At 75.6% G+C, this 20081-nt stretch carries 15 protein-coding genes; 10 read left to right on the forward strand and 5 right to left on the reverse strand.

What is annotated here, in order from left to right; genetic code table 11:
• Nucleotides 1-90 precede the first annotated feature (90 nt).
• Nucleotides 91-1104, forward strand: a complete 1014-nt coding sequence (locus ACI784_RS24005) for an ABC transporter substrate-binding protein (protein ID WP_457015196.1) — start codon at nucleotides 91-93, stop codon at nucleotides 1102-1104.
• A gap of 201 nt (nucleotides 1105-1305) precedes the next feature.
• Here the strand turns inward: ACI784_RS24005 and ACI784_RS24010 are convergent, their stop codons facing one another.
• The 4 genes from ACI784_RS24010 to ACI784_RS24025 are packed head-to-tail and all read right to left on the reverse strand — an operon-like array spanning nucleotide 1306 to nucleotide 5293.
• The gene (locus ACI784_RS24010) at nucleotides 1306-1998 is read right to left on the reverse strand and encodes a haloacid dehalogenase type II (protein ID WP_456925624.1); all 693 of its coding nucleotides are present in this window, start codon (nucleotides 1996-1998) and stop codon (nucleotides 1306-1308) included.
• 3 nt (nucleotides 1999-2001) lie between these two features.
• The gene (locus ACI784_RS24015; RefSeq protein WP_457015197.1) at nucleotides 2002-3627 is read right to left on the reverse strand and encodes a phospho-sugar mutase; all 1626 of its coding nucleotides are present in this window, start codon (nucleotides 3625-3627) and stop codon (nucleotides 2002-2004) included.
• Nucleotides 3624-4487: an NAD-dependent epimerase/dehydratase family protein gene (locus ACI784_RS24020; protein ID WP_457015198.1), complete on the reverse strand. Its 864-nt coding sequence runs from the start codon at nucleotides 4485-4487 to the stop codon at nucleotides 3624-3626. Before ACI784_RS24020 ends, ACI784_RS24015 begins: the two co-directional genes overlap by 4 nt.
• Entirely contained in the window at nucleotides 4484-5293 is an 810-nt protein-coding gene (locus ACI784_RS24025; protein ID WP_456925627.1) for a purine-nucleoside phosphorylase, read from the reverse strand. Before ACI784_RS24025 ends, ACI784_RS24020 begins: the two co-directional genes overlap by 4 nt.
• Before the next feature lie 82 nt (nucleotides 5294-5375).
• On the opposite strand from ACI784_RS24025, the gene ACI784_RS24030 reads away from it, so the two are divergent.
• From ACI784_RS24030 to ACI784_RS24055, 6 genes are all read left to right on the forward strand, one after another.
• Nucleotides 5376-6602 (forward strand): glutamate--cysteine ligase, encoded by a 1227-nt coding sequence (locus ACI784_RS24030; RefSeq protein ID WP_457015199.1) that lies wholly within the window; start codon nucleotides 5376-5378, stop codon nucleotides 6600-6602.
• A complete protein-coding gene (locus ACI784_RS24035; RefSeq protein ID WP_457015200.1) occupies nucleotides 6599-7849 on the forward strand; it encodes an amidohydrolase in 1251 nt (416 codons plus the stop codon). Before ACI784_RS24030 ends, ACI784_RS24035 begins: the two co-directional genes overlap by 4 nt.
• Nucleotides 7850-7882: 33 nt before the next feature.
• A complete protein-coding gene (locus ACI784_RS24040) occupies nucleotides 7883-9775 on the forward strand; it encodes a methylmalonyl-CoA mutase subunit beta (protein WP_457015201.1) in 1893 nt (630 codons plus the stop codon).
• Nucleotides 9772-11976: a methylmalonyl-CoA mutase gene (scpA, locus tag ACI784_RS24045; protein ID WP_456925631.1), complete on the forward strand. Its 2205-nt coding sequence runs from the start codon at nucleotides 9772-9774 to the stop codon at nucleotides 11974-11976. The genes ACI784_RS24040 and scpA overlap by 4 nt, the downstream gene beginning before the upstream one ends.
• On the forward strand, nucleotides 11976-12974 hold the full coding sequence (gene meaB, locus ACI784_RS24050) for a methylmalonyl Co-A mutase-associated GTPase MeaB (RefSeq protein WP_457015202.1): 999 nt from the start codon (nucleotides 11976-11978) through the stop codon (nucleotides 12972-12974). The genes scpA and meaB overlap by 1 nt, the downstream gene beginning before the upstream one ends.
• Before the next feature lie 141 nt (nucleotides 12975-13115).
• Complete coding sequence (locus ACI784_RS24055; protein ID WP_457015203.1) at nucleotides 13116-14399, forward strand: acyltransferase family protein; 1284 nt, start codon at nucleotides 13116-13118, stop codon at nucleotides 14397-14399.
• On the opposite strand, the gene ACI784_RS24060 is transcribed toward ACI784_RS24055, so the two are convergent.
• Entirely contained in the window at nucleotides 14396-14869 is a 474-nt protein-coding gene (locus tag ACI784_RS24060) for a gamma-glutamylcyclotransferase family protein (RefSeq protein ID WP_456925634.1), read from the reverse strand. The two genes, ACI784_RS24055 and ACI784_RS24060, sit on opposite strands and share 4 nt — an antisense overlap.
• 119 nt (nucleotides 14870-14988) lie before the next feature.
• Here ACI784_RS24060 and ACI784_RS24065 point away from each other — a divergent pair, with 119 nt between their 5' ends.
• The 3 genes from ACI784_RS24065 to ACI784_RS24075 form a co-directional block, all read left to right on the forward strand.
• Entirely contained in the window at nucleotides 14989-16392 is a 1404-nt protein-coding gene (locus ACI784_RS24065) for an NAD(P)H-quinone dehydrogenase (protein ID WP_457015204.1), read from the forward strand.
• A 156-nt stretch (nucleotides 16393-16548) separates the two neighbouring features.
• Nucleotides 16549-18297: a reprolysin-like metallopeptidase gene (locus ACI784_RS24070; RefSeq protein ID WP_457015205.1), complete on the forward strand. Its 1749-nt coding sequence runs from the start codon at nucleotides 16549-16551 to the stop codon at nucleotides 18295-18297.
• A gap of 78 nt (nucleotides 18298-18375) precedes the next feature.
• A partial coding sequence (locus tag ACI784_RS24075; protein ID WP_457015206.1) for a zinc-dependent metalloprotease family protein occupies nucleotides 18376-20081 on the forward strand: 1706 nt, incomplete at its 3' end.

Below are 20081 nucleotides of genomic sequence, written 5' to 3' on the forward strand. Positions count from 1 at the left end.
CGGCGCTGCAGCGCCGGCAGAGCGCGAGGAACACCGGCAGAGCCAGTGGCGAGGCGACAGGAGGCGTGTGATGCGTGCCACGATGCGCGGGTGACCCGCCTCGGTGCCCGGCCGACGACCCGATCGAGCCGACGGGCGGCTGCTGCCGCCGTCCTCGCGCTGCCCGTGCTGCTGCTCGGCTGTTCCGGCGATCCGGAGGAGCCGCAGCAGGAGAGCGGCGGCGGGGGCCAGGGCACCGAGACGATCGCCCTGGGGATCATCCCGATCATCGACGTCGCCCCGGTCTACCTCGGCCAGGAGCAGGGCTTCTTCGAGGAGCAGGGGATCGAGCTCGACCTCAGCGCGGGTCAGGGCGGCGCGGCGATCGTCCCCGGCGTCGCCAGCGGCAGCATCGACATCGGCTTCGGCAACAACCTGTCGCTGGTCGTCGCCGCGTCGAACGGGCTGCCCCTGCAGGTGATCGCCAGCGCCGTCGACAGCACCGGGGACCCGGAGCGCGACCCGTTCACGATCGTCACCGCGGACCCGGCGATCACGCGCCCGGCCGACCTCGCCGGCAGGACGGTCGCCACGAACACCATCAACGCCATCGGCGACACGGTGGTCAAGGCGTCGGTCCGGGCGGACGGCGGCGACCCGGACGCGGTCACCTTCGTCGAGCTGCCCTTCCCCAACATGGCCGCGGCCCTGACGGCCGGCGACGTCGACGCCGCCTGGCTGGTGGAGCCGTTCGTGACGCTCGCCGAGGGGCAGGGCATCCGCGTGCTCACCACGCCGCTGAACGACTTCACCGACGTCCAGGTGGAGGTGTCCACCTACTTCACGAGCACGGCCTACGCCACCGAGAACGCGGACCTCGTCGAGCGGTTCACCACGGCGATGGAGCAGTCGCTCACCTACGCGCAGGAGAACCCCGACGCGGTGCGCGCGATCCTGCCGACCTATCTCGACATCCCCGCGGAGGTCGCGGCCGCGGTGCGCCTCCCCGAGTGGAACACCGAGGTGAGCCAGGAGACGTTCGAGATGTACACCGAGCTGCCCGAGGCCCAGGGGCTGCTCGCCGGGGAGGTGGACCTGGACACCCTGCTGGCGCCGGTCGACTGAACCGGCCTGCCGCCCGGCCCGACCCGCGACCGGGGAGGTTGCACGCCCGGTTCGCTCGGCGGCGTCCTCAGATGAGCCAGCCGTCGGCGGCCAGCGACGGCCACCGCAGCACCTCGCCGCAGAAGCGGCGCGTCGCGTCGGAGTCGACGATCGTGTGGACCCGGTGATCACGCCCGCACCACAGGGCCCGTCGGACCCAGCTCAGGCGCCCAGCCGGTCGGCCAGCTCCTCGAACGAACGCACCGACAGGTCGGCGTCCGGGTCGGTCTCCGGCGGCACCTGCCGGCCGCCGAACTCGTCGGGCCGGTGCACGTACGCCGTGCGCAGGCCCCGCGCGCGGGCGGCGGTCAGGTCCTCGACGTGGGCGGCGACCATCAGCACCGCCGACGGCGGGAGCGCCAGCAACCGCGGCGCGGCGTCGTACACCTCCGGGTCGGGCTTGTAGCGCTGCACGATCTCCGCGCCCAGCACGCAGTCCCAGGGCAGCCCGGCCCGCCTGGCCATGTCCACGACGAGCGCCACGTTGCCGTTGGACAGCGGCGCCAGCACGTGCCCTGCCGCCAGCCGGGTGAGCCCCGGGACGACGTCCGGCCACGGGTCCAGCCGGTGCCAGGCGAGCACCAGCTCCTCGCGCACGTCGGACGGGACGTCGGCCAGCCCCGCATCCTCGAGGACGGCGGAAAGCGAGGCGCGGTGCAGGGCGTCCAGGGGCGTCCAGGGCAGCTCGCCGGAGCGCACCCGCTCCATCGACGGGACGTACCGGGCCCGCCAGTCGTCGGCCAGGGCCGGCGCGTCGACCGACGGCCCCAGCAGCCGCTGCACCTCCCGCGCGACCCCGCCGCGCCAGTCGACCACCGTGCCGAACACGTCGAACACCAGCGCCCGCACGTCCACCCGCTACACCCCCAGGGCGGCGGCCATCTCGGCGCGCAGCTCGTCGAGCTCGTCGGCGCCCCGGCCGCGCGCGGCGATCAGCCCCGCGTCGTCGTGCACCGGCACCACCGTCTCGAGGTACGCCTTGAGCTTGGGCTCGGTGCCGCTGGGCCGCACGATCACCCGCACGCCGTCGCCGAGCAGCCGGACGGCGTCCACCGGCGGCTCCTCGTGCGCCAGGTCGGCGAAGGCCACCTCCCGGCCCAGCAGGCGGGCCGGTGGGGCGGCGCGCAGCCGGGCCATCATGGCGACGATCCGGGAGAGGTCCTCCACGCGCACCGACAGCTGCCCGGTGACGAACAACCCGTGCTCGCCGGCCAGCTCGTCGAGCCGGTCCAGCAGCGTGCGCCCGGAGGCCTTCAGGTCGGCGGCGAGCAGGGCGACGGCGAGCGCGGCGGAGATGCCGTCCTTGTCCCTGACCACCTGCGGCGCGACGGCGTACCCCAGCGCCTCCTCGTAGCCGAAGACGAGCGGGACGTCGTCGGTGCCGGCGCGGACGATCCACTTGAAGCCGGTCGGCGTCTCGGCGAACCGCACCCCGTGGGCCGAGGCGAGGGCGGACAGCAGCGAGCCGCTCACCAGCGACGCCGCGTAGGTGCCCCGCACCCCGCGGCGCAGCAGCCAGTCGGCGAGCAGCGCGCCCACCTCGTCGCCGGTCAGCTGCCGCCCGCCGCAGACCACCGAGCAGCGGTCGGCGTCGGGGTCCTCGGCGATGGCGAGGTCGGCGTCGACGCGGGAGGCCAGGGCCTGCAGCAGGTCGACCGCGCCCGGCTCCTCCGGGTTCGGGAAGGTGACGGTCGGGAAGGCCGGGTCGGGGGAGTCCTGCGCGTCCACGCTCACCGGCGGCGCGAACCCTGCGGCGGCGAACACCGCGCGCGTGGTCTCGGCACCGACCCCGTGCATCGCGGTGTAGGCGACGGTCAGCGCGGCGCGGTCGGCGGCCGGCACGCGGCCGGGCTCCAGCGCGGCCACGACGGCGGCGACGTAGTCGGCCTGGACGTCGTCGCCGAGGGTGACCCAGTCGTCCGAGCGCGGCACCTCGCGCGCCGGCCCGACGGCGGAGATGGCGGCCTCGATCAGCCGGTCGGCCGGGGGCACCAGCTGGGCGCCGTCGTCCAGGTAGACCTTGTAGCCGTTGTCGTCGGGCGGGTTGTGGCTGGCGGTCACCATCACGCCGGCCGCGCAGCCCAGGTGCCGGACGGCGAAGGCCAGCACGGGCGTGGGCAGCGGCCGCGGTAGCACCGAGACGGCGAACCCCGCACCCGCGAGGACCGCCGCCGACACGGAGGCGAACTCGTCGGAGCGGCGGCGGGCGTCGAACCCGATCACCACCCCGGCCCCGGCGTGCCCGGAGTCGGCCAGGTACCGCGCCAGCCCGGCGGCGGCTCGCGTGACCACCGCGGCGTTCATGCCGGCCGGCCCGGCGCGCAGCGGTCCGCGCAGCCCCGCGGTGCCGAAGGTCAGCGGCCCGGCGAACCGGCGCTCCAGCTCGGCGGTGTCCCCGGCGTCGACCAGCGCCTCGATCTCGGCGCGGTCCCCGGGGTGGGGGTCGGCGGCGGCCCAGTCGCGGGCCGTGGCGAGCAGGCTCACCGCTCCACCCCGCTGCCCGGGGCGATGTCCCCGCGGGGCAGCGGCGGCTCGAAGTGCTCGGCGTCGAACGCGGCCGTCGTGTACTCGCCGCCCACCCGGGCGTGCACCGGGTCGGACAGGTCGGGCTCGCCGTGCACCTCGATCAGCGCGGAGGCGAAGACCTCGGCGTCGTCGGCCGGCTCGTAGCCCAGCGCGCGGGCGGCGGTGAGGTCCCACCAGTTGCGGGTGTTGGCCGACACGCCCCACACGACGGCGAACTCGGGGGAGGGCGCCCGCAGCGCGGCGTCGACCAGGCCGACCTGGTCGCCGGGGGACAGCCACGTGGCCAGCTGCCGCACCGTCGTCGGCTCGGGGAACGCGCTGCCGATGCGCAGGCAGACGACGTCCATCCCGTACCGGTCCGCGTACAGCGAGCCCAGCGCCTCCATCGCGACCTTGGAGACGCCGTAGTAGGTGTCCGGCCGCGGCGGCGCGTCGACCTCGCGCAGCAGGCCGCCGTCCGGGCGCGGGGTGTAGCCCGTGGCGTGGTTGCTGCTGGCCAGGACGACGCGGGAGACCCCGGCCCGCCGCGCGGCCTCGAGCGCGCAGTACGTGCCCTCGATGTTGGCGTGCGAGATCGCCGGCCAGGTGGACTCCCCGGAGATCCCGGCCAGGTGCACGACCGCGGCGACGCCCTCGACGGCGTCCTCCATCGCGGCGAGGTCGGTGACGTCGGCGACGACCTGCTCCTCGCCGGGCCGGGCGTCGGGCAGCGGGACGACGTCCAGCGAGCGGACCACCCAGCCGCGCTCGGGCAGCCCGCCGCGCAGCACCGTCCCGATCCGCCCGGCCGCACCGGTCACGAGCACGGGGCCGCTCATGCCAGCCGCCCCACGAACTCGACCAGGAACTCGCCGAGCCGCCCGGCGGCCGCCTTGCCCGCCGCGAGCACCTCCTCGTGGTCCAGCTTCTCGCCGGTGATGCCGGCCGCGGCGTTGGTGACCATCGACAGGCCCACCACCTCCAGGCCGGCGGCGCGGGCGGCGATCGCCTCCAGGGCCGTGGACATGCCCACCAGGTCGGCGCCGAGGGTGCGCAGCATGCGGATCTCGGCGGGCGTCTCGTAGTGCGGGCCGGGCAGCGCCGCGTACACGCCCTCGGCCAGCGACGGGTCGAGCTCCCGTGCGAGGGACCGCAGGCGGGCGGAGTAGAGGTCGGTGAGGTCGACGAACGTGGCGCCCACCAGCGGGGAGCGGGCGGTCAGGTTGAGGTGGTCGCTGATCAGCACGGCCTGCCCGACGCGGTGCTCCGGCGCCAGCCCGCCGGCGGCGTTGGTGAGGACGACGGTCCGCACGCCCGCCGCGGCCGCCGTCCGGACGCCGTGCACGACCGGCTCGACGCCGCGGCCCTCGTAGAGGTGGGTGCGGCCGAGGAACAGCAGCACCCGCCGCTCGCCGACCCGCACCGAGCGGACCTCCCCGCCGTGCCCGACCGCCGTCGGCGCGGCGAAGCCGGGCAGGTCGCCGATGGCGACGCTGCCCTCGGCGGCCCCGAACGCGTCGGCAGCCGGGGCCCAGCCGGACCCCATGACGATGGCGACGTCGTGACCGCCGCCGAGGGCGGTGGTGAGGTCGTCGGCCGCGCGGGCGGCGAGGGCTGACGGGTCGTCGGGCGCAGGAGAACTCACGCGGCGACGCTAGCCCAGCGCGCGCACCGGTCGCGGTCTCACCGACCAGCCGAACAGCGTGATCATCCCTAGACTGCGCACCGTGCAGATCCCCTTCCACTCCTCCGAGCGCGCCAGCCTGGGCGTCGAGTGGGAGCTGCAGCTGGTCGACCTGGAGACGCGGGAGCTGACCGCCGGGGCGGTGGAGATCCTCGAGGAGATCCGGCCCGAGGGCGCCGAGGAGCACCCCAAGGCCAAGCACGAGCTGCTGCAGTCGACGATCGAGATCATCACCGGCATCTGCACCACCGTCGGTGAGGCCAAGGCCGACCTGGCCGGCACCCTCGCCCAGGTGCAGGCCGCCGCCGCGCACCGCGGCCTCGGCCTGATGTGCGCCGGCACCCACCCGATCACCGACTGGCAGACCCAGCAGATCTCGCCCAAGGAGCGCTACCTCCAGCTGGTCGAGAAGATGCAGTGGCTGGCCCGGCGGCTGCAGATCTTCGGGGTGCACGTCCACGTCGGCGTCCGGGCGCCGGACAAGGCGATCCCGATCGTCAACGCGCTCACCCAGTACGTGCCGCACTTCCTCGCGCTGTCGGCGTCCTCCCCGTACTGGGTCGGCGCCGACACCGGCCTGGCCAGTGCCCGCTCCAAGGTCTTCGAGGGGATGCCGACCGCCGGGCTGCCCTACCAGCTGTCGGGGTGGGACCGCTTCGAGGAGTACATGGAGACGCTGATCTCCACCCACGCCATCGAGAGCGTGCGCGAGGTGTGGTGGGACATCCGCCCGCACCCGGACTTCGGCACCGTCGAGCTGCGCATCTGCGACGGCCTGCCGACCCTCGACGAGATCGGCGCGGTCGCCGCCCTCTCGCAGTGCCTGGTCGAGCAGTTCGACCGCGAGCTCGACCGCGGCTACACGCTGCCGGTGCCGGCGAGCTGGGTGCTGCGGGAGAACAAGTGGCGCGCGGCGCGGTACGGCCTGGACGCCGACATCGTCGTCGACGAGAAGGGCACCGTGCGCCCGGTGCGCCAGGCGATCGCCGACCTGGCCGAGGACCTCGCGCCCACCGCCCGCCGGCTCGGCTGCGAGGCCGAGCTCGCCGACGTCGAGCGCATCCTCGCCGTGGGCGCCTCCTACCAGCGGCAGCGCGCCGTCGCCGCCGCGCACGACGGCGATCTGTGCGCGGTGGTCGACAGCCTGCTCGCCGAGCTGCGCGACGGCCTGCCCGCAGGGCCCGCGTCCCCCGACGGCCGGGCGGCCGGCCTCGCGACGGGCCGTCCCGCCCCCGACCCGGCCGGGTCGGCCGGAGGACGCCCGGCGTGACGGAGTTCCCGGAGAAGCTGGGGACGGCGGTCGACGAGTGGACCGCCGACCGCCAGCAGCAGCTGGTCGCCGTCCGCCGGCACCTGCACGCCCACCCCGAGCTGGCCTTCGCCGAGTTCGAGACGACGTCGTTCATCGAGCAGCGGCTGCGCAACGCGGGCCTGGACGCCCGGCGGCTGCCCAGCGGCACCGGCCTGGTCGTCGAGGTGGGGGAGGGGCCGGGGCCGACCGTCGTCCTGCGGGCCGACATCGACGCCCTTCCGCTGGCCGACCTCAAGGACGTGCCGTACGCCTCCACCCGCGAGGGCATGTGTCACGCCTGCGGGCACGACGTGCACACCACCGTCGTCCTGGGGGCGGCCCTGGCGCTGGCCTCGCTCGACGACCTCCCCGGCACGGTCCGCTGCGTCTTCCAGCCGGCCGAGGAGACGGTGCCCGGCGGGGCGACCGAGGTGGTCGCCGCCGGGGTGCTCGAGGGCGCCTCCCGGGCCTTCGCGCTGCACTGCGACCCGTCGCTCCCGGCCGGCACCGTCGGGCTGCGGACCGGCGCCATCACCGCCGCCTGCGACCGCATGGACGTCACCCTCACCGGTCCCGGCGGCCACACCGCGCGCCCCCAGCTGACCGTCGACCTCGTCGACGCCCTGGGCCGGCTGATCACCGACCTGCCGGCGCTGCTGTCCCGCCAGGTCGACCCGCGGGCGGGCATGTCGCTGGTCTGGGGCGCGGTCAACGCCGGGGTCGCGGCCAACGCCATCCCGCAGCGCGGGCACCTGCGGGGCACGGTGCGCGTGCTGGACCGTGACGAGTGGCAGAACGCCGAGACCCTGCTGCGCTCGCTGGTCGAGCGGGTGGCGGCCACCACCGGCGCCGAGGTGGACGTCGACTACATCCGTGGCGTGCCGCCGGTGGTCAACGACCCGCGGGCGGTCGCGCTGCTGCGCTCGGCGGCGCTGGAGACGGTGGGCAGCGACGGGCTGCGGCTGTCCCCGCAGAGCATGGGCGGGGAGGACTTCGGCTGGTTCGCCGACGTCATGCCCATCGCGCTGGCCCGGCTGGGCACCCACGGCGGCGGCGCCCCGCTGGACCTGCACCGCGGCACGTTCGACGTCGACGAGCGGGCCATCGGCGTCGGCGTGCGGCTGCTGGCCCGGACCGCCCTGCACGCGCTGACCGCCGACGCCGGGGCGCCGCCGTCCGGTCCCTCACCACACCGTGGCCGGGCACGTCCCGGCGAACGGCGGTAGATACTCCGCAGATCGACTGAGGGGAGCCCGACGATGAGTTCCGCCGACCAGCAGCCGGCCCATCCCGGCGACGCCGAGGTGCCGGCCGAGCACGAGGTCCCCGAGGACCTCCGGCTCGCGGGGGAGTTCCCCGCGGCCACCCGGGAGCAGTGGCGCGAGCTGGTGGCCGGGGTGCTCCGCAAGGCCGGCCGCGAGCAGCTCCCCGACCCCGTCGAGGACGCGCTGCGCCGGACCGTCGCGACCGGCGTGACCGTCGGCCCCCTCTACACCGCCGAGGACGCCGGGGACCTGCCCGCGGCGGCCGGCGTCCCGGGTCTCCCGCCGTTCGTCCGCGGTGCCCGCGCGGGCGCCGCGGGCAGCGACGTGCCCGGCGGCTGGGACGTCCGCCAGCGGCACGCCCACCCCGATGTGGCGGTCACCAAGGAGGCGATCGCGGCCGACCTCGAGAACGGCGTCACCTCGCTGTGGCTGGTGGTGGGGGAGGGCGCGATCCCCGTCGGCTCGCTGGGCGAGGTGCTCGCCGACGTCCTGCTGGACCTGGCACCGGTGACCGTGCAGGGCGGCGTGCCCGCCGCCGAGGCCTTCCTCGCCCTCGTCGAGGGCCGCACCGACCTCGCCCCCGGGAGCTCGCTCGGCCTGGACCCGCTCGGCCTGCAGGCCGCCTCGGGGCAGGAGCAGGACCTCTCCGGGCTGGCCGCGCTGGCCCGGAGGGCCGCCCGGCACCGTGGACTGCGCAGCGTCGTCGTCGACGCCACCGTCTACGCCGACGCCGGGGGCTCCGCGGTCGAGGAGCTCGGCTGCGCGCTGGCCGCCGGCGTGGCCTACCTGCGGGCGCTCACCGAGGGCGGGCTGAGCGTCGACGAGGCGTTCGGGCAGCTGGAGTTCCGGTTCGCCGCCAGCGCCGACCAGTTCACGACCATCGCCGGCCTGCGCGCGGCCCGGCGGTTGTGGGACCGCGTCGGCGAGGTCAGCGGCGCCTCCGCCGACGTCCGCGGGCAGCGCCAGCACGCCGTCACCTCCTCGGTGATGACCACCCGGCGCGACCCCTGGGTGAACATGCTGCGCACCACCGTCGCCTGCTTCGCCGCCGGCGTGGGCGGGGCCGACGTCGTGACGGTGCAGCCCTTCGACGCCGCGCTCGGCCTGCCCGACGCCTTCTCCCGCCGGATCGCGCGCAACACCCAGAGCCTGCTGGTCGAGGAGGGGCACCTGGCCCGCGTCCTCGACCCCGCCGGCGGCTCCTGGTACGTGGAGTCGCTGACCGAGTCGCTGGCCCAGGCCGCGTGGCAGTGGTTCACCGAGATCGAGGCCGCCGGCGGGCTGGCCGCCGCCCTCGCCTCGGGCCTGGTCGCCGACCGGATCGGCACCGCCTGGGGCACCCGCTCGCTGCGGCTGGCCTCCCGCAAGGAGGCGATCACCGGCGTCAGCGAGTTCCCCAACCTGACCGAGCGGCTGCCGGAGCGGCAGCCGGCCGCCGACGCGCTGCCCACCGGGGGGCTGCCGCGGGTGCGCGCGGCGCAGGAGTACGAGGCGCTGCGGGACCGCGCCGAGGCCGCGGGCGGGCAGGCGCGGGTCTACCTCGCCACGATCGGCCCGATCGCCCGGCACACCGCCCGGGCCACCTTCGCGGCCAACCTCTTCCAGGCCGGCGGCCTGGCGACCCCGGCCGGCGACGGGGCCGGCGGCCTCGCCGACGCCGGGACGACGGTGGCCTGCATCTGCGGCACCGACAAGGACTACGCGGAGTCCGCGGCCGCCTTGGCCGCCGACCTGCGTTCAGCCGGCGCCACGCAGGTCTGGCTCGCCGGGAAGCCGAGCAATCTGCCCGGTCCCGCCATCCCCGGCGTCGACGGGTACGTGTACGCCGGGTGCGACGCGCTCGACGTCCTGCAGCGAGTCCACGAGCAGCTGGGAGTTCCGGCATGAGCATCCCCGACTTCAGCGGCGTCGAGCTGGGCCGTCCGGCGGCCGGCGTCTCGGTCGACGACTGGGCCAAGCGGTTCGAGGAGACCACCGGCCGCAGCGTGGCGGAGGCGACCTGGGAGACCCCCGAGGGCATCGCCGTCCCCCCGCTGTACGGCCCGGCCGACCTCGAGGGCCTGGACTTCCTCGGGACCCTCCCCGGCCTGCCGCCGTACCTGCGCGGCCCCTACCCGACGATGTACACGACGCAGCCGTGGACGATCCGCCAGTACGCGGGCTTCTCCACCGCGGCGGAGTCCAACGCCTTCTACCGGCGCAACCTGGCCGCCGGCCAGAAGGGGCTGTCGATCGCCTTCGACCTGCCCACGCACCGCGGCTACGACTCCGACCACCCGCGCGTGGTGGGCGACGTCGGCATGGCCGGGGTGGCGGTCGACTCGATCCTGGACATGCGGCAGCTGTTCGACGGCATCCCGCTGGACCGGATGAGCGTCTCGATGACCATGAACGGCGCGGTGCTGCCGGTGCTGGCGCTCTACATCGTCGCGGCCGAGGAGCAGGGGGTGGCCCACGGTCAGCTGACCGGGACCATCCAGAACGACATCCTCAAGGAGTTCATGGTCCGCAACACCTACATCTACCCGCCCAAGCCCTCGATGCAGATCATCAGCGACATCTTCGCGTTCACCTCGCAGGAGATGCCGCGGTTCAACTCGATCTCCATCTCCGGCTACCACATCCAGGAGGCCGGGGCGACGGCCGACCTGGAGCTGGCCTACACGCTGGCCGACGGCGTGGAGTACCTGCAGGCGGGCAAGGCCGCCGGGCTGGACGTCGACGCGTTCGCCCCCCGGCTGAGCTTCTTCTGGGCGATCGGCATGAACTTCTTCATGGAGGTCGCGAAGCTGCGGGCCGGGCGGCTGCTGTGGGCGCGGCTGGTCAAGGAGGCGGGCGCGCAGAACGCGAAGTCGATGTCGCTGCGCACCCACTCGCAGACCTCGGGCTGGTCGCTGACCGCGCAGGACGTCTACAACAACGTCGTCCGCACCTGCCTGGAGGCCATGGCCGCCACCCAGGGGCACACCCAGTCGCTGCACACCAACGCCCTCGACGAGGCCCTGGCCCTGCCGACGGACTTCTCCGCGCGGATCGCCCGCAACACCCAGCTGCTGCTGCAGCAGGAGTCGGGCACCACGCGGGTCATCGACCCGTGGGGCGGTTCGGCCTACGTCGAGAAGCTCACCTACGACCTGGCCCGCCGGGCGTGGGCGCACATCCAGGAGGTCGCCGAGCACGGCGGCATGGCCCAGGCCATCGACGACGGCATCCCGAAGCTGCGCATCGAGGAGGCCGCCGCCCGCACCCAGGCCCGCATCGACTCCGGCCGGCAGCCGGTCATCGGCGTCAACAAGTACCGGGTGGACGCCGACGAGGCGATCGAGGTGCTGCGGGTGGACAACGCCGACGTCCTCGCCCAGCAGAAGGCCAAGCTGGAGGAGCTGCGCGCCTCCCGCGACGCCGCCGCGGTGACCGACGCCCTGCGCCGGCTCACCGACGCCGCCCGCGCCGCCGCCGAGGGACGGCGCGGGAAGGACCTGTCGTCGAACCTGCTCGCGCTCGCCGTCGACGCGGCGCGGGCCAAGGCCACCGTCGGGGAGATCTCCGACGCGCTGGAGGAGGTCTACGGGCGGCACGCCGGCCAGGTGCGCACCATCTCGGGTGTGTACCGCGACGAGGCGGGCCAGTCTGGTCCCGTGGAGGAGACCCGCCGCATGGCCGAGGCGTTCGAGGAGGCCGAGGGACGCCGTCCCCGCATCCTGGTCGCCAAGATGGGCCAGGACGGCCACGACCGCGGCCAGAAGGTGATCGCCACCGCCTTCGCCGACCTCGGCTTCGACGTCGACGTGGGCCCGCTGTTCCAGACGCCGGAGGAGGTCGCCCGTCAGGCGGTGGAGGCCGACGTGCACGTGGTCGGGGTGTCCTCGCTGGCCGCCGGGCACCTGACGCTGGTCCCCGCGCTGCGCGACGCGCTCGCGGAGCTCGGCGCCGAGGACGTGCTCATCGTGGTCGGCGGCGTCATCCCGCCCGACGACGTGCCGACCCTGCGCGAGATGGGGGCGGCGGCGGTCTTCCCGCCCGGCACGGTCATCGCCGACGCGGCGCAGGAGCTGCTGCGCACGCTGTCGACGCGTCTCGGGCATTGATGGCGGCTCGGCAGGTCGACGTCCCGGCGCTGGTCGAGGGCGTCCGCGCGGGGGACCGCCGGGCCGTGGCGCGGGCGATCACGCTGGTCGAGTCGCACCGCGCCGACCACCGCGAGCGCGCGCAGGAGCTGCTCGTCGAGCTCCTGCCGCACGCGGGGGCGGCCCGGCGGGTCGGCATCAGCGGCGTGCCCGGTGTCGGCAAGTCGACCTTCATCGACCAGCTCGGGGTGACGCTGACCGCGGCCGGGTCGAGGGTCGCGGTGCTCGCCGTCGACCCGTCGTCCGCACGGTCGGGCGGGTCGATCCTCGGCGACAAGACGCGGATGGCGCGGCTGGCGGTGGACCCGGCCGCGTTCATCCGGCCCTCGCCGACCTCGGGCACGCTCGGCGGGGTCGCGCAGGCCACGCGCGAGTCGATGGTGGTCGTCGAGGCGGCGGGCTACGACGTGGTGCTAATCGAGACCGTCGGCGTCGGGCAGTCGGAGATCACCGTCGCGGAGATGGTCGACTCCTTCCTCTTCCTCACCCTCGCCCGCACCGGCGACCAGCTGCAGGGCATCAAGCGCGGCATCCTCGAGATCGCCGACGTCATCGCCGTCAACAAGGCCGACGGGCCCGGCGCCGCCGACGCCCGCAAGGCCGCCCGGGAGCTGGCCGGGGCGATCCGCATGCTGCGCGGCCACGGGGAGGACTGGGACGTCCCGGTGCTCACCTGCGCCGGGCTCACCGGCGAGGGGCTCGACGAGGTGTGGGCCAAGCTGGTCGAGCACCAGGAGCGGCGCAGGGCGTCCGGCGCCTTCGACCAGCAGCGGCGCACCCAGCAGGTGCGCTGGACCCGGCAGCTGGTCCGTGACGGGCTCGAGCACCGGCTGCGCGCGCACCCCGGCGTCCGGTCGGCCGCGCCGGAGCTGGAGGAGGCGGTGCTGGCCGGCGAGCTCACCCCCGCCCTGGCCGCCCGGCAGCTGCTGGAGACCTTCCTCGCCGCCCCGGAGGGCTGACCCGGGAGGCCCGTCCCGGCGCTCCCGTCCCACGTGCCCCGGGCGGCTCGGGCCGTCGGGCGCGTCGGGCCGGACCGGACCGTTCCACCCCTACGGTCGTCCGCGTCGTCCCGCGGACGGGGCGACGGACGAGGGGGAGACGTGCACGAGGGACCCGCCGGGACCACGCGGCCCGAGGAGGGCCGGCTGCGGGCACTCGACGGCCTGCGCTTCGCCGCGGCGGCCGCGGTCGTCGCCTTCCACTACACCGGGCGGCAGAACCCGGCGTGGGCCGAGAGCGTCGAGCAGGTGTTCCCGACGCTGAGCCGGTTCACCGTCTACGGCGGGTTCGGGCCCTACCTGTTCTTCATGATCAGCGGCTTCGTCATCCTCATGAGCGCCTGGGGCCGGCCGGTGCACTCCTTCGTCGCCTCGCGCGTCGGGCGGCTGTTCCCGGCGTACTGGTTCGCCGTCGTCCTCATCGCCCTGGTCCTGGTCACGCACCAGTGGCTGTTCCCGGGGTGGGGCGAGCTGGGGCTGCCGGGCGCCGGCCTCAACCTCACGATGCTCCAGCCCGCCTTCGGCGTCGGGCACGTCGACGGGGTGTTCTGGACGCTGTGGGTGGAGCTGAAGTTCTACGTGCTGGTCGCGCTCGTCGCGGCGGTCGGCATCACGCGGGAGCGCGTGCTCCTGCTGTGCCTCGTGTGGCCGGTGCTCGGGGCGATGGCCGCGCAGGCGCACGCGGACCTGGTCGTGGCGCTCCTCGAGCCGGCGTACGCGCCGTTCTTCTGCACCGGCATCCTGCTGTACCTGGTCCGCCGGGAGGGCTGGAGCGCCGGCACCGGCCTCCTGCTCGGTGGCAACCTCCTCATGGCCCTGTGGGTGTGCAGGTCGCACTTCGTCCCGTGGACCAGCGCCGTGGCCGGCGCCGACGTCTCCTTCCGCGGGACCGCGGTGCTGTTCACGCTCTGTGTCGCCGCGCTGGTCGTGGTCACGCTGACCCCGGTGGCCCGCCTCGACTGGCAGTGGCTGAGCCGGCTCGGCGCGCTCACCTACCCGCTCTACCTCGTGCACGAGATCCCGGGCTGGGCGCTGATCCACCGGCTCGCGCCCGTGCTCCCCGCCTACGTCACCCTCGCCCTGGTCACCCTCATCATGGTGGGCCTGGCGCACCTCGTCGTCCGGTTCGTCGAGCGGCCGCTCGGCAGCAAGCTCCGGCGGACCGTCGAACGCGACCTCGGCCGGGCCCTGGAGCGCTCGGCTGCCCCGGTGCCGCTCGACGCGACCGAGCGCCGTCCGACGCCCCGGTGGGCGGCCGACGGCCACGCCGAGTCGGCTCCGGCTACCCGCCGTCCGCCGGCACCTCGCCGCCCGTCCGGTGCGGCGGTGCCGCCCGTCCCCGCGGCGCCCCCGCGCCGCACCGAGGGATCCCCGGTCGGGCGCTAGATGCCCGTGGAGCGGCACTCCCGCGACCGGAGCTCGGCCAGGTAGTCGTCCGGGGCGCCGGCGGCCTCGGCGGCGTCGGCCAGCGCGCCGAGGTACCGGGCCGACGGCAGGCCGCCCTCGAAGGCGTCGAGGACGTAGACGTAGGCGACCTGGTCGCCGGTCAGCGTGGCCACCCGCAGGTGCAGCTTGCGGTAGAGCCCGAGGTCGGAGCCCTCCCACGCGTCCAGCGCCCGCTCGTCGCCGTCGGTCAGGTCGTAGAGGGCGACGAAGACGCCGGGGGAGAGGGACTCCCCGGGCGTGGTGTCGTCGGGGACGAGGGTGGCCAGCGCCCCCTCCCAGCCGAGGTCCTCACCGCCGAAGGTCAGCCGCCAGCCCCGGATCCAGCCGGTGCCGGTGTGCGGGGACGAGGGACAGCGGCGCAGCATCTGCGCGGGGTCCATGTTCGACCCGTAGGCGGCGTAGAGGCCCATCGACCGCGAGCCTACGGCCGGTGTGGCGAGCCGGACCCCGGGGGATGGACGACGGTGACGTCCGCGGCGGGGAGAATGGGCCCCCTGCACGTGTCCGCACCGCACCGACAAGGACCCTCATGACCCGCATCGTGATCATCGGCGGCGGTCCCGCCGGCTACGAGGCCGCGCTCGTCGCCGCATCCCTCGGTGCGGAGGTCACCGTTATCGAGCGGGACGGCGTCGGCGGGGCCAGCGTGCTCACCGACTGCGTGCCCTCGAAGACGTTCATCGCCTCCGCCGGCGCGATGACCAACGTCCGCGACTCCCTCGCCCTCGGCGTGCAGGGCGCCGAGCTGGCCGCCGTCGGCATCCACCTCGCCGCGGTGAACCAGCGGGTCAAGGGGCTGGCCGTCGCCCAGTCGGCCGACATCAAGGCGCGCCTGGAGGCCGAGGGCGTGCGCGTGGTCACCGGCCAGGCACGCATGGCCGACGAGGTCCGCGGCCTGGCCGAGCACCGGGTCGAGCTGGTGGACGGCGAGGGCGGCGTCCTGGAGACGCTCGAGGCCGACGTCGTCCTGATCGCCACCGGGGCCGACCCCCGCGTGCTGCCGGGCGCCGAGCCCGACCACGAGCGGATCCTCGACTGGCGCGACGTCTACGACCTGCAGGAGATGCCCGAGCACCTGGTCGTCGTCGGGTCCGGCGTCACCGGCGCCGAGTTCGCCTCCGGCTACCTGGAGGCCGGCGTCCCGGTCACGCTGGTCTCCTCCCGCGACCGGGTGCTGCCGGGGGAGGACTCCGACGCCGCCGAGGTGCTCGAGGAGGTCTTCCAGTCCCGCGGCGGCCGGCTGGAGCGCGGCCGGGCCGCGGGCGTGCGGCGCACCGAGAAGGGCGTCTCGGTCGAGCTGACCGACGGGCGCACCGTCGACGGCTCGCACGCGCTGATGACCGTCGGCACGGTGCCGAACACCGCCGGGCTGAACCTGGAGGAGTGCGGGGTGGAGCTCGCGCCCTCGGGGCACGTCGTCGTCGATCGCGTCTCGCGCACCAGCGTGCCCGGCATCTACGCCGCCGGAGACGTCACCGGGGTGTTCCAGCTGGCCTCGGTCGCGGCCATGCAGGGCCGGATCGCCATGTGGCACGCCCTCGGCGAGGCGGTCACGCCCATCCGGTTGAAGACGGTGGCGGCCAACGTCTTCACCCATCCCGAGATCGCGACCGTCGGGGTGCAGGAGAAGACGCTGCCCGAGGGCGCCGACATCGACGTCGTCCGGCTGCCGCTGGCGACCAACGCCCGCGCCAAGATGGCCGACCTGCGCGACGGCTTCGTCAAGCTCTTCGCCCGCCAGGCCACCGGCGTCGTCGTCGGCGGTGTCGTGGTGGCGCCCGGCGCCTCGGAGCTGATCCTGCCCATCGCCCTCGCCGTCACCAAGGGGCTGACGGTGACCGACCTCGCGCACACCTTCGCGATCTACCCCTCGCTGTCGGGGTCGATCACCGAGGCCGGCCGCCGGCTGATGGGCGCCGACGCCCTGGCCTGAACCGGCCCGCGCCGCCTGGGGCGGCTGGGGCTCCCGGGCCCTGCGGGGCGGGGCGCGCGCGGCGCACGAGGCGCCCGGGGCGGATGTGACGGGGCGTTCGACTGGATTCCCCGGATCCGGTGCCGACAGGGGCGCTGACCGCCGATGGGTGGGGGGATGCACCCCGCCCGGAAGACCCCCGCCACCCGCCACCGCCCGCTCCGGGCGCTGGCCGGCGTGGCGACCGCGGTCGCCGCCTCCCTCGTCCTGACGCCCGCGGTCGCGCGCGCCGACGAGCCGGCTGACCGGGCGCAGACCGTCGTCGGCGAGCTCGTGCAGACCTGGGCCGAGGCCGGCCCGGCCGGGCACGCGCACGCCGGTCACGACGCCGACCACGCCCCCCTCACCTGGGTCGAGGGCGCGGACGGCGCGGCCGTGCGGATCCCGACGGAGGCCGCCGCCGGCCTCCCCGTCGGCGCCACGGTCGAGGTCACCGTCGGCGACGAGCTGGCCGACGCCGCCGCGGAGCAGGGCGTCGAGCCCGCCCGGGACCTCCTGGACGCCGCGCTGCTGCGGGCCACCCCCGCGCCCGACGGCGCCCGCACCGGGACGCTCACCAACGAGGTCACCGTCGCGCGCGTCCTGCCGCCGGCCGGCCACGAGGACGGGACGTCGCTGGAGCAGCTCGTCGACACCGTCGACGGCGACGTGGCCGACTTCTGGTCCGAGCAGACCGACGGCGGCATCCGCCTCGGCGTCACGGCGACCGTCCCGGGCTGGGTGCAGGCGACCGTGGACTGCTCCTCGCCGACGGCGCTGTGGGGCCAGGTCGCCGACGCGATCGGCTTCCGGGACGGTCCGGGCCGGCACCTGCTGCTGTACGTGGCCGGCTCGGCCGGTGAGGACTGCGCCTACGCGATGGGCGAGGTCGGCGCGGGACCGGGTGCCGGCGGCCGGGTCTACGTCCGCGACGTCCTGCCCTCGGTGATCGCCCACGAGCTCGGCCACAACTTCGGCCTGGGCCACTCGTCGGGCTCCCAGTGCGACGGTGCGGTGGAGGGCGGCACCTGCCGCACCGCCGCCTACCGCGACTACTACGACGTCATGGGTGCCTCGTGGAGCCGGCTGGGCGCCCTCAACGCCCCGCAGGCGGCGGCCCTCGGTGTGCTGCCCGCCTCGGCCGAGGTGGCCCTGGCCGCGGACGGCGCCACCACCACGACCACCCTCGCCCCGCTGGCCGGCCGCGCCGGCACCCGCGCGCTCCGGATCGCCGACCCCGAGGGCGGCACCTACTGGCTGGAGCTGCGCGCCGCCGCCGGCCGCGACGCCTGGCTCGGCACCGCGGACAACCGCTTCCGGCTGCAGGCCGGCGTGCTGCTGCACCGCACCGGCGCGATGCCGGACACCTCCCTGCTGCTCGACGGCACCCCCACGGCCGCCGCGTCGTGGAACGCGGACCTGCAGGCCGCCCTGCCGGCCGGCGTCCCGGTGTCGCTCTCCGACGGCGACGTCACCGTCACCGTGACCGACGTGACCGCCTCGGCCGCGACCGTCACCGTCACCACCACCGCCCGCAGCGTCCCGGCAACGCCGGCGCCCGCGGGAGCCGGTGCCCCGTCGGTGCTCGCCGGGTCGGGCACCCCTGCTCCCCGGACGTCCGTCCCCGCCACGCCGGTGACGCCGGTGACGCCGGTCCCCGCGGCGACCCCCCAGGCGGCCGGGGACGCCGTCCCCGAGACCCTGCCCGAGGTGCCGCACTCCGAGCCGGCCGACGAGGGGCCGCTGCGCGCGGCCGTGACCACGGCCGCGCAGACCTCGGACGGCTCGTCCTGGATGGTCCCGGCCCTGCCCGTGGCCGGACTGGTCCTCGCCGCGCTGGGGGGCTGGGCCGCCGCCCGCCGGTGCACCGGCCGCGCCCGCCCCTGACCGACCGTCGGCGTCCGGTCCAGAAAGCCGGCCCGGGCGCCGATGACATCCAGCAGTCCCGCCGACCTGGAGTCCTCCGTGCCTGCTGCCCGCCACCCGCTGCGGTTGCTCGTCGCCGCCGTCGCGTGCGCCGCCACCCTCCCGTTGCTCGGGGCCCCGCCGGCCGCCGCGGAGGGAGCGCGGTCCGGCACCCCGCTGGTCGGTGAGCTCGTGCAGGGCTTCGCCGACCCGGGGCCGGACGCGCACACCGCAGGCGCGTCGGACGAGGGGACCCTGCTCAGCTGGGTCCGGACGGCGCCCGGCGAGGCGGTACGGGTGCCGACCGAGGACGTCGAGGACGTGCCGGCCGGCGCCACCATCGAGGTGACCCTCGGGGGGCTCGTCCGGGACGAGGCGAGCGCGGAGGGGCTGGCCCCGGCCCGCGACGTGCTGGCCGCGCAGGTGGTCGCCGCCTCCGAGCCGGCCACGGCGCCGGCCACCGGACCGGTCAACCACGAGGTCACCGTGGTCATGCTGCAGCCGGCCAACTCGGCGCAGGACAGCACGACCCTCGCCCAGGTCGTCGACCTGGTGAACGGTCCGGTCGCGGACTTCTGGCGGCGGGAGAGCGACGGCGCGGTGCGGTTCGGGGTCGTCGCCGGGCACGACTGGACGGGGCAGCCGTCGACGGTGGACTGCAGCAGGCCGTTCGACCTCTGGAAGGAGGCCGCCGCACGGGCGCGGTGGACGTCGGGGCCCGGACGGCACCTGCTCGTCTACGTGCCGTGGGGCACGCGGGGCTGCGCCTACGGCCTCGGCACCGTCGGGCCGGCGATCGACTCCGGTGGCATGTCGTACGTGCAGGCGGCCGTCACCTCGGTGGTCGCGCACGAGTTCGGTCACAACCTCGGCCTGTCGCACGCCGCGGGGCTGCAGTGCGACCGATCCGTGGAGGAGTCCGGCACGTCGGCCTGTCAGGTGGACGACTACGGCGACCGCTACGACGTCATGGGCGTCTCCTGGCAGCAGGTCGGCTCGCTGGGTGCCCCGCACGCCGCTCTGCTGGGCCTGCTGCCGCCCGGGTCGGCTCCGTCGGTGAACGCCGGCGCTCCCGCGGCGGAGTACACCCTGGCCCCGCTCGGCAGCCGGACCGGCACGCGCGCCGTCCAGCTCACCACCGTCGACGGCACCCGGTACTGGCTGGAGTACCGGACGCCGACCGGGCAGGACTCCTGGCTGGGGACGCCGGACTCCTGGCCCGGCCTGGAGTCCGGCGTGCTCCTCCGGCGCGCCATCTCGACGGACAACCGCACCTCGCTGCTGCTCGACCCGACCCCCTCGGCGCAGACCGGCTGGGACGGCGACCTGGCCGTGACGATGGGGACGGGCGCGTCGACGTCCGTGGGGCGGGGTGCCTTCACCGTGACGGTGCTGGAGGCGACGACGTCCGGCGCCCGGGTGCGGATCGGCACCAACGGCGTCGCACACCCCATCGACGTGGCCTACGAGCGGCTGGGTGGGGCGTCGGTGCTCGGTGAGCCCACGGGCCCGCGGGTGTGCGGCCTGCGCGACGGCGGGTGCCGCCGCACCTACGCCAACGGGGCGCTGTACTGGACGCCGGGCACCGGTGCGCACCTGGTGCAGGGCGACATCGGGGCGCGGTGGGCGGGGCTGGGCCACGAGGGTGGCTGGCTGGGGTACCCGACGACGGACGTGGTGTGTGGTCTGCGGGCCGGCGGGTGTTACCAGGTGTTCCAGGGTGGTGCCCTGTACTGGTCGTCGGCGACGGGGGCGCGGGCCGTGAG

The organism is Geodermatophilus sp. SYSU D01186 (assembly GCF_054050215.1).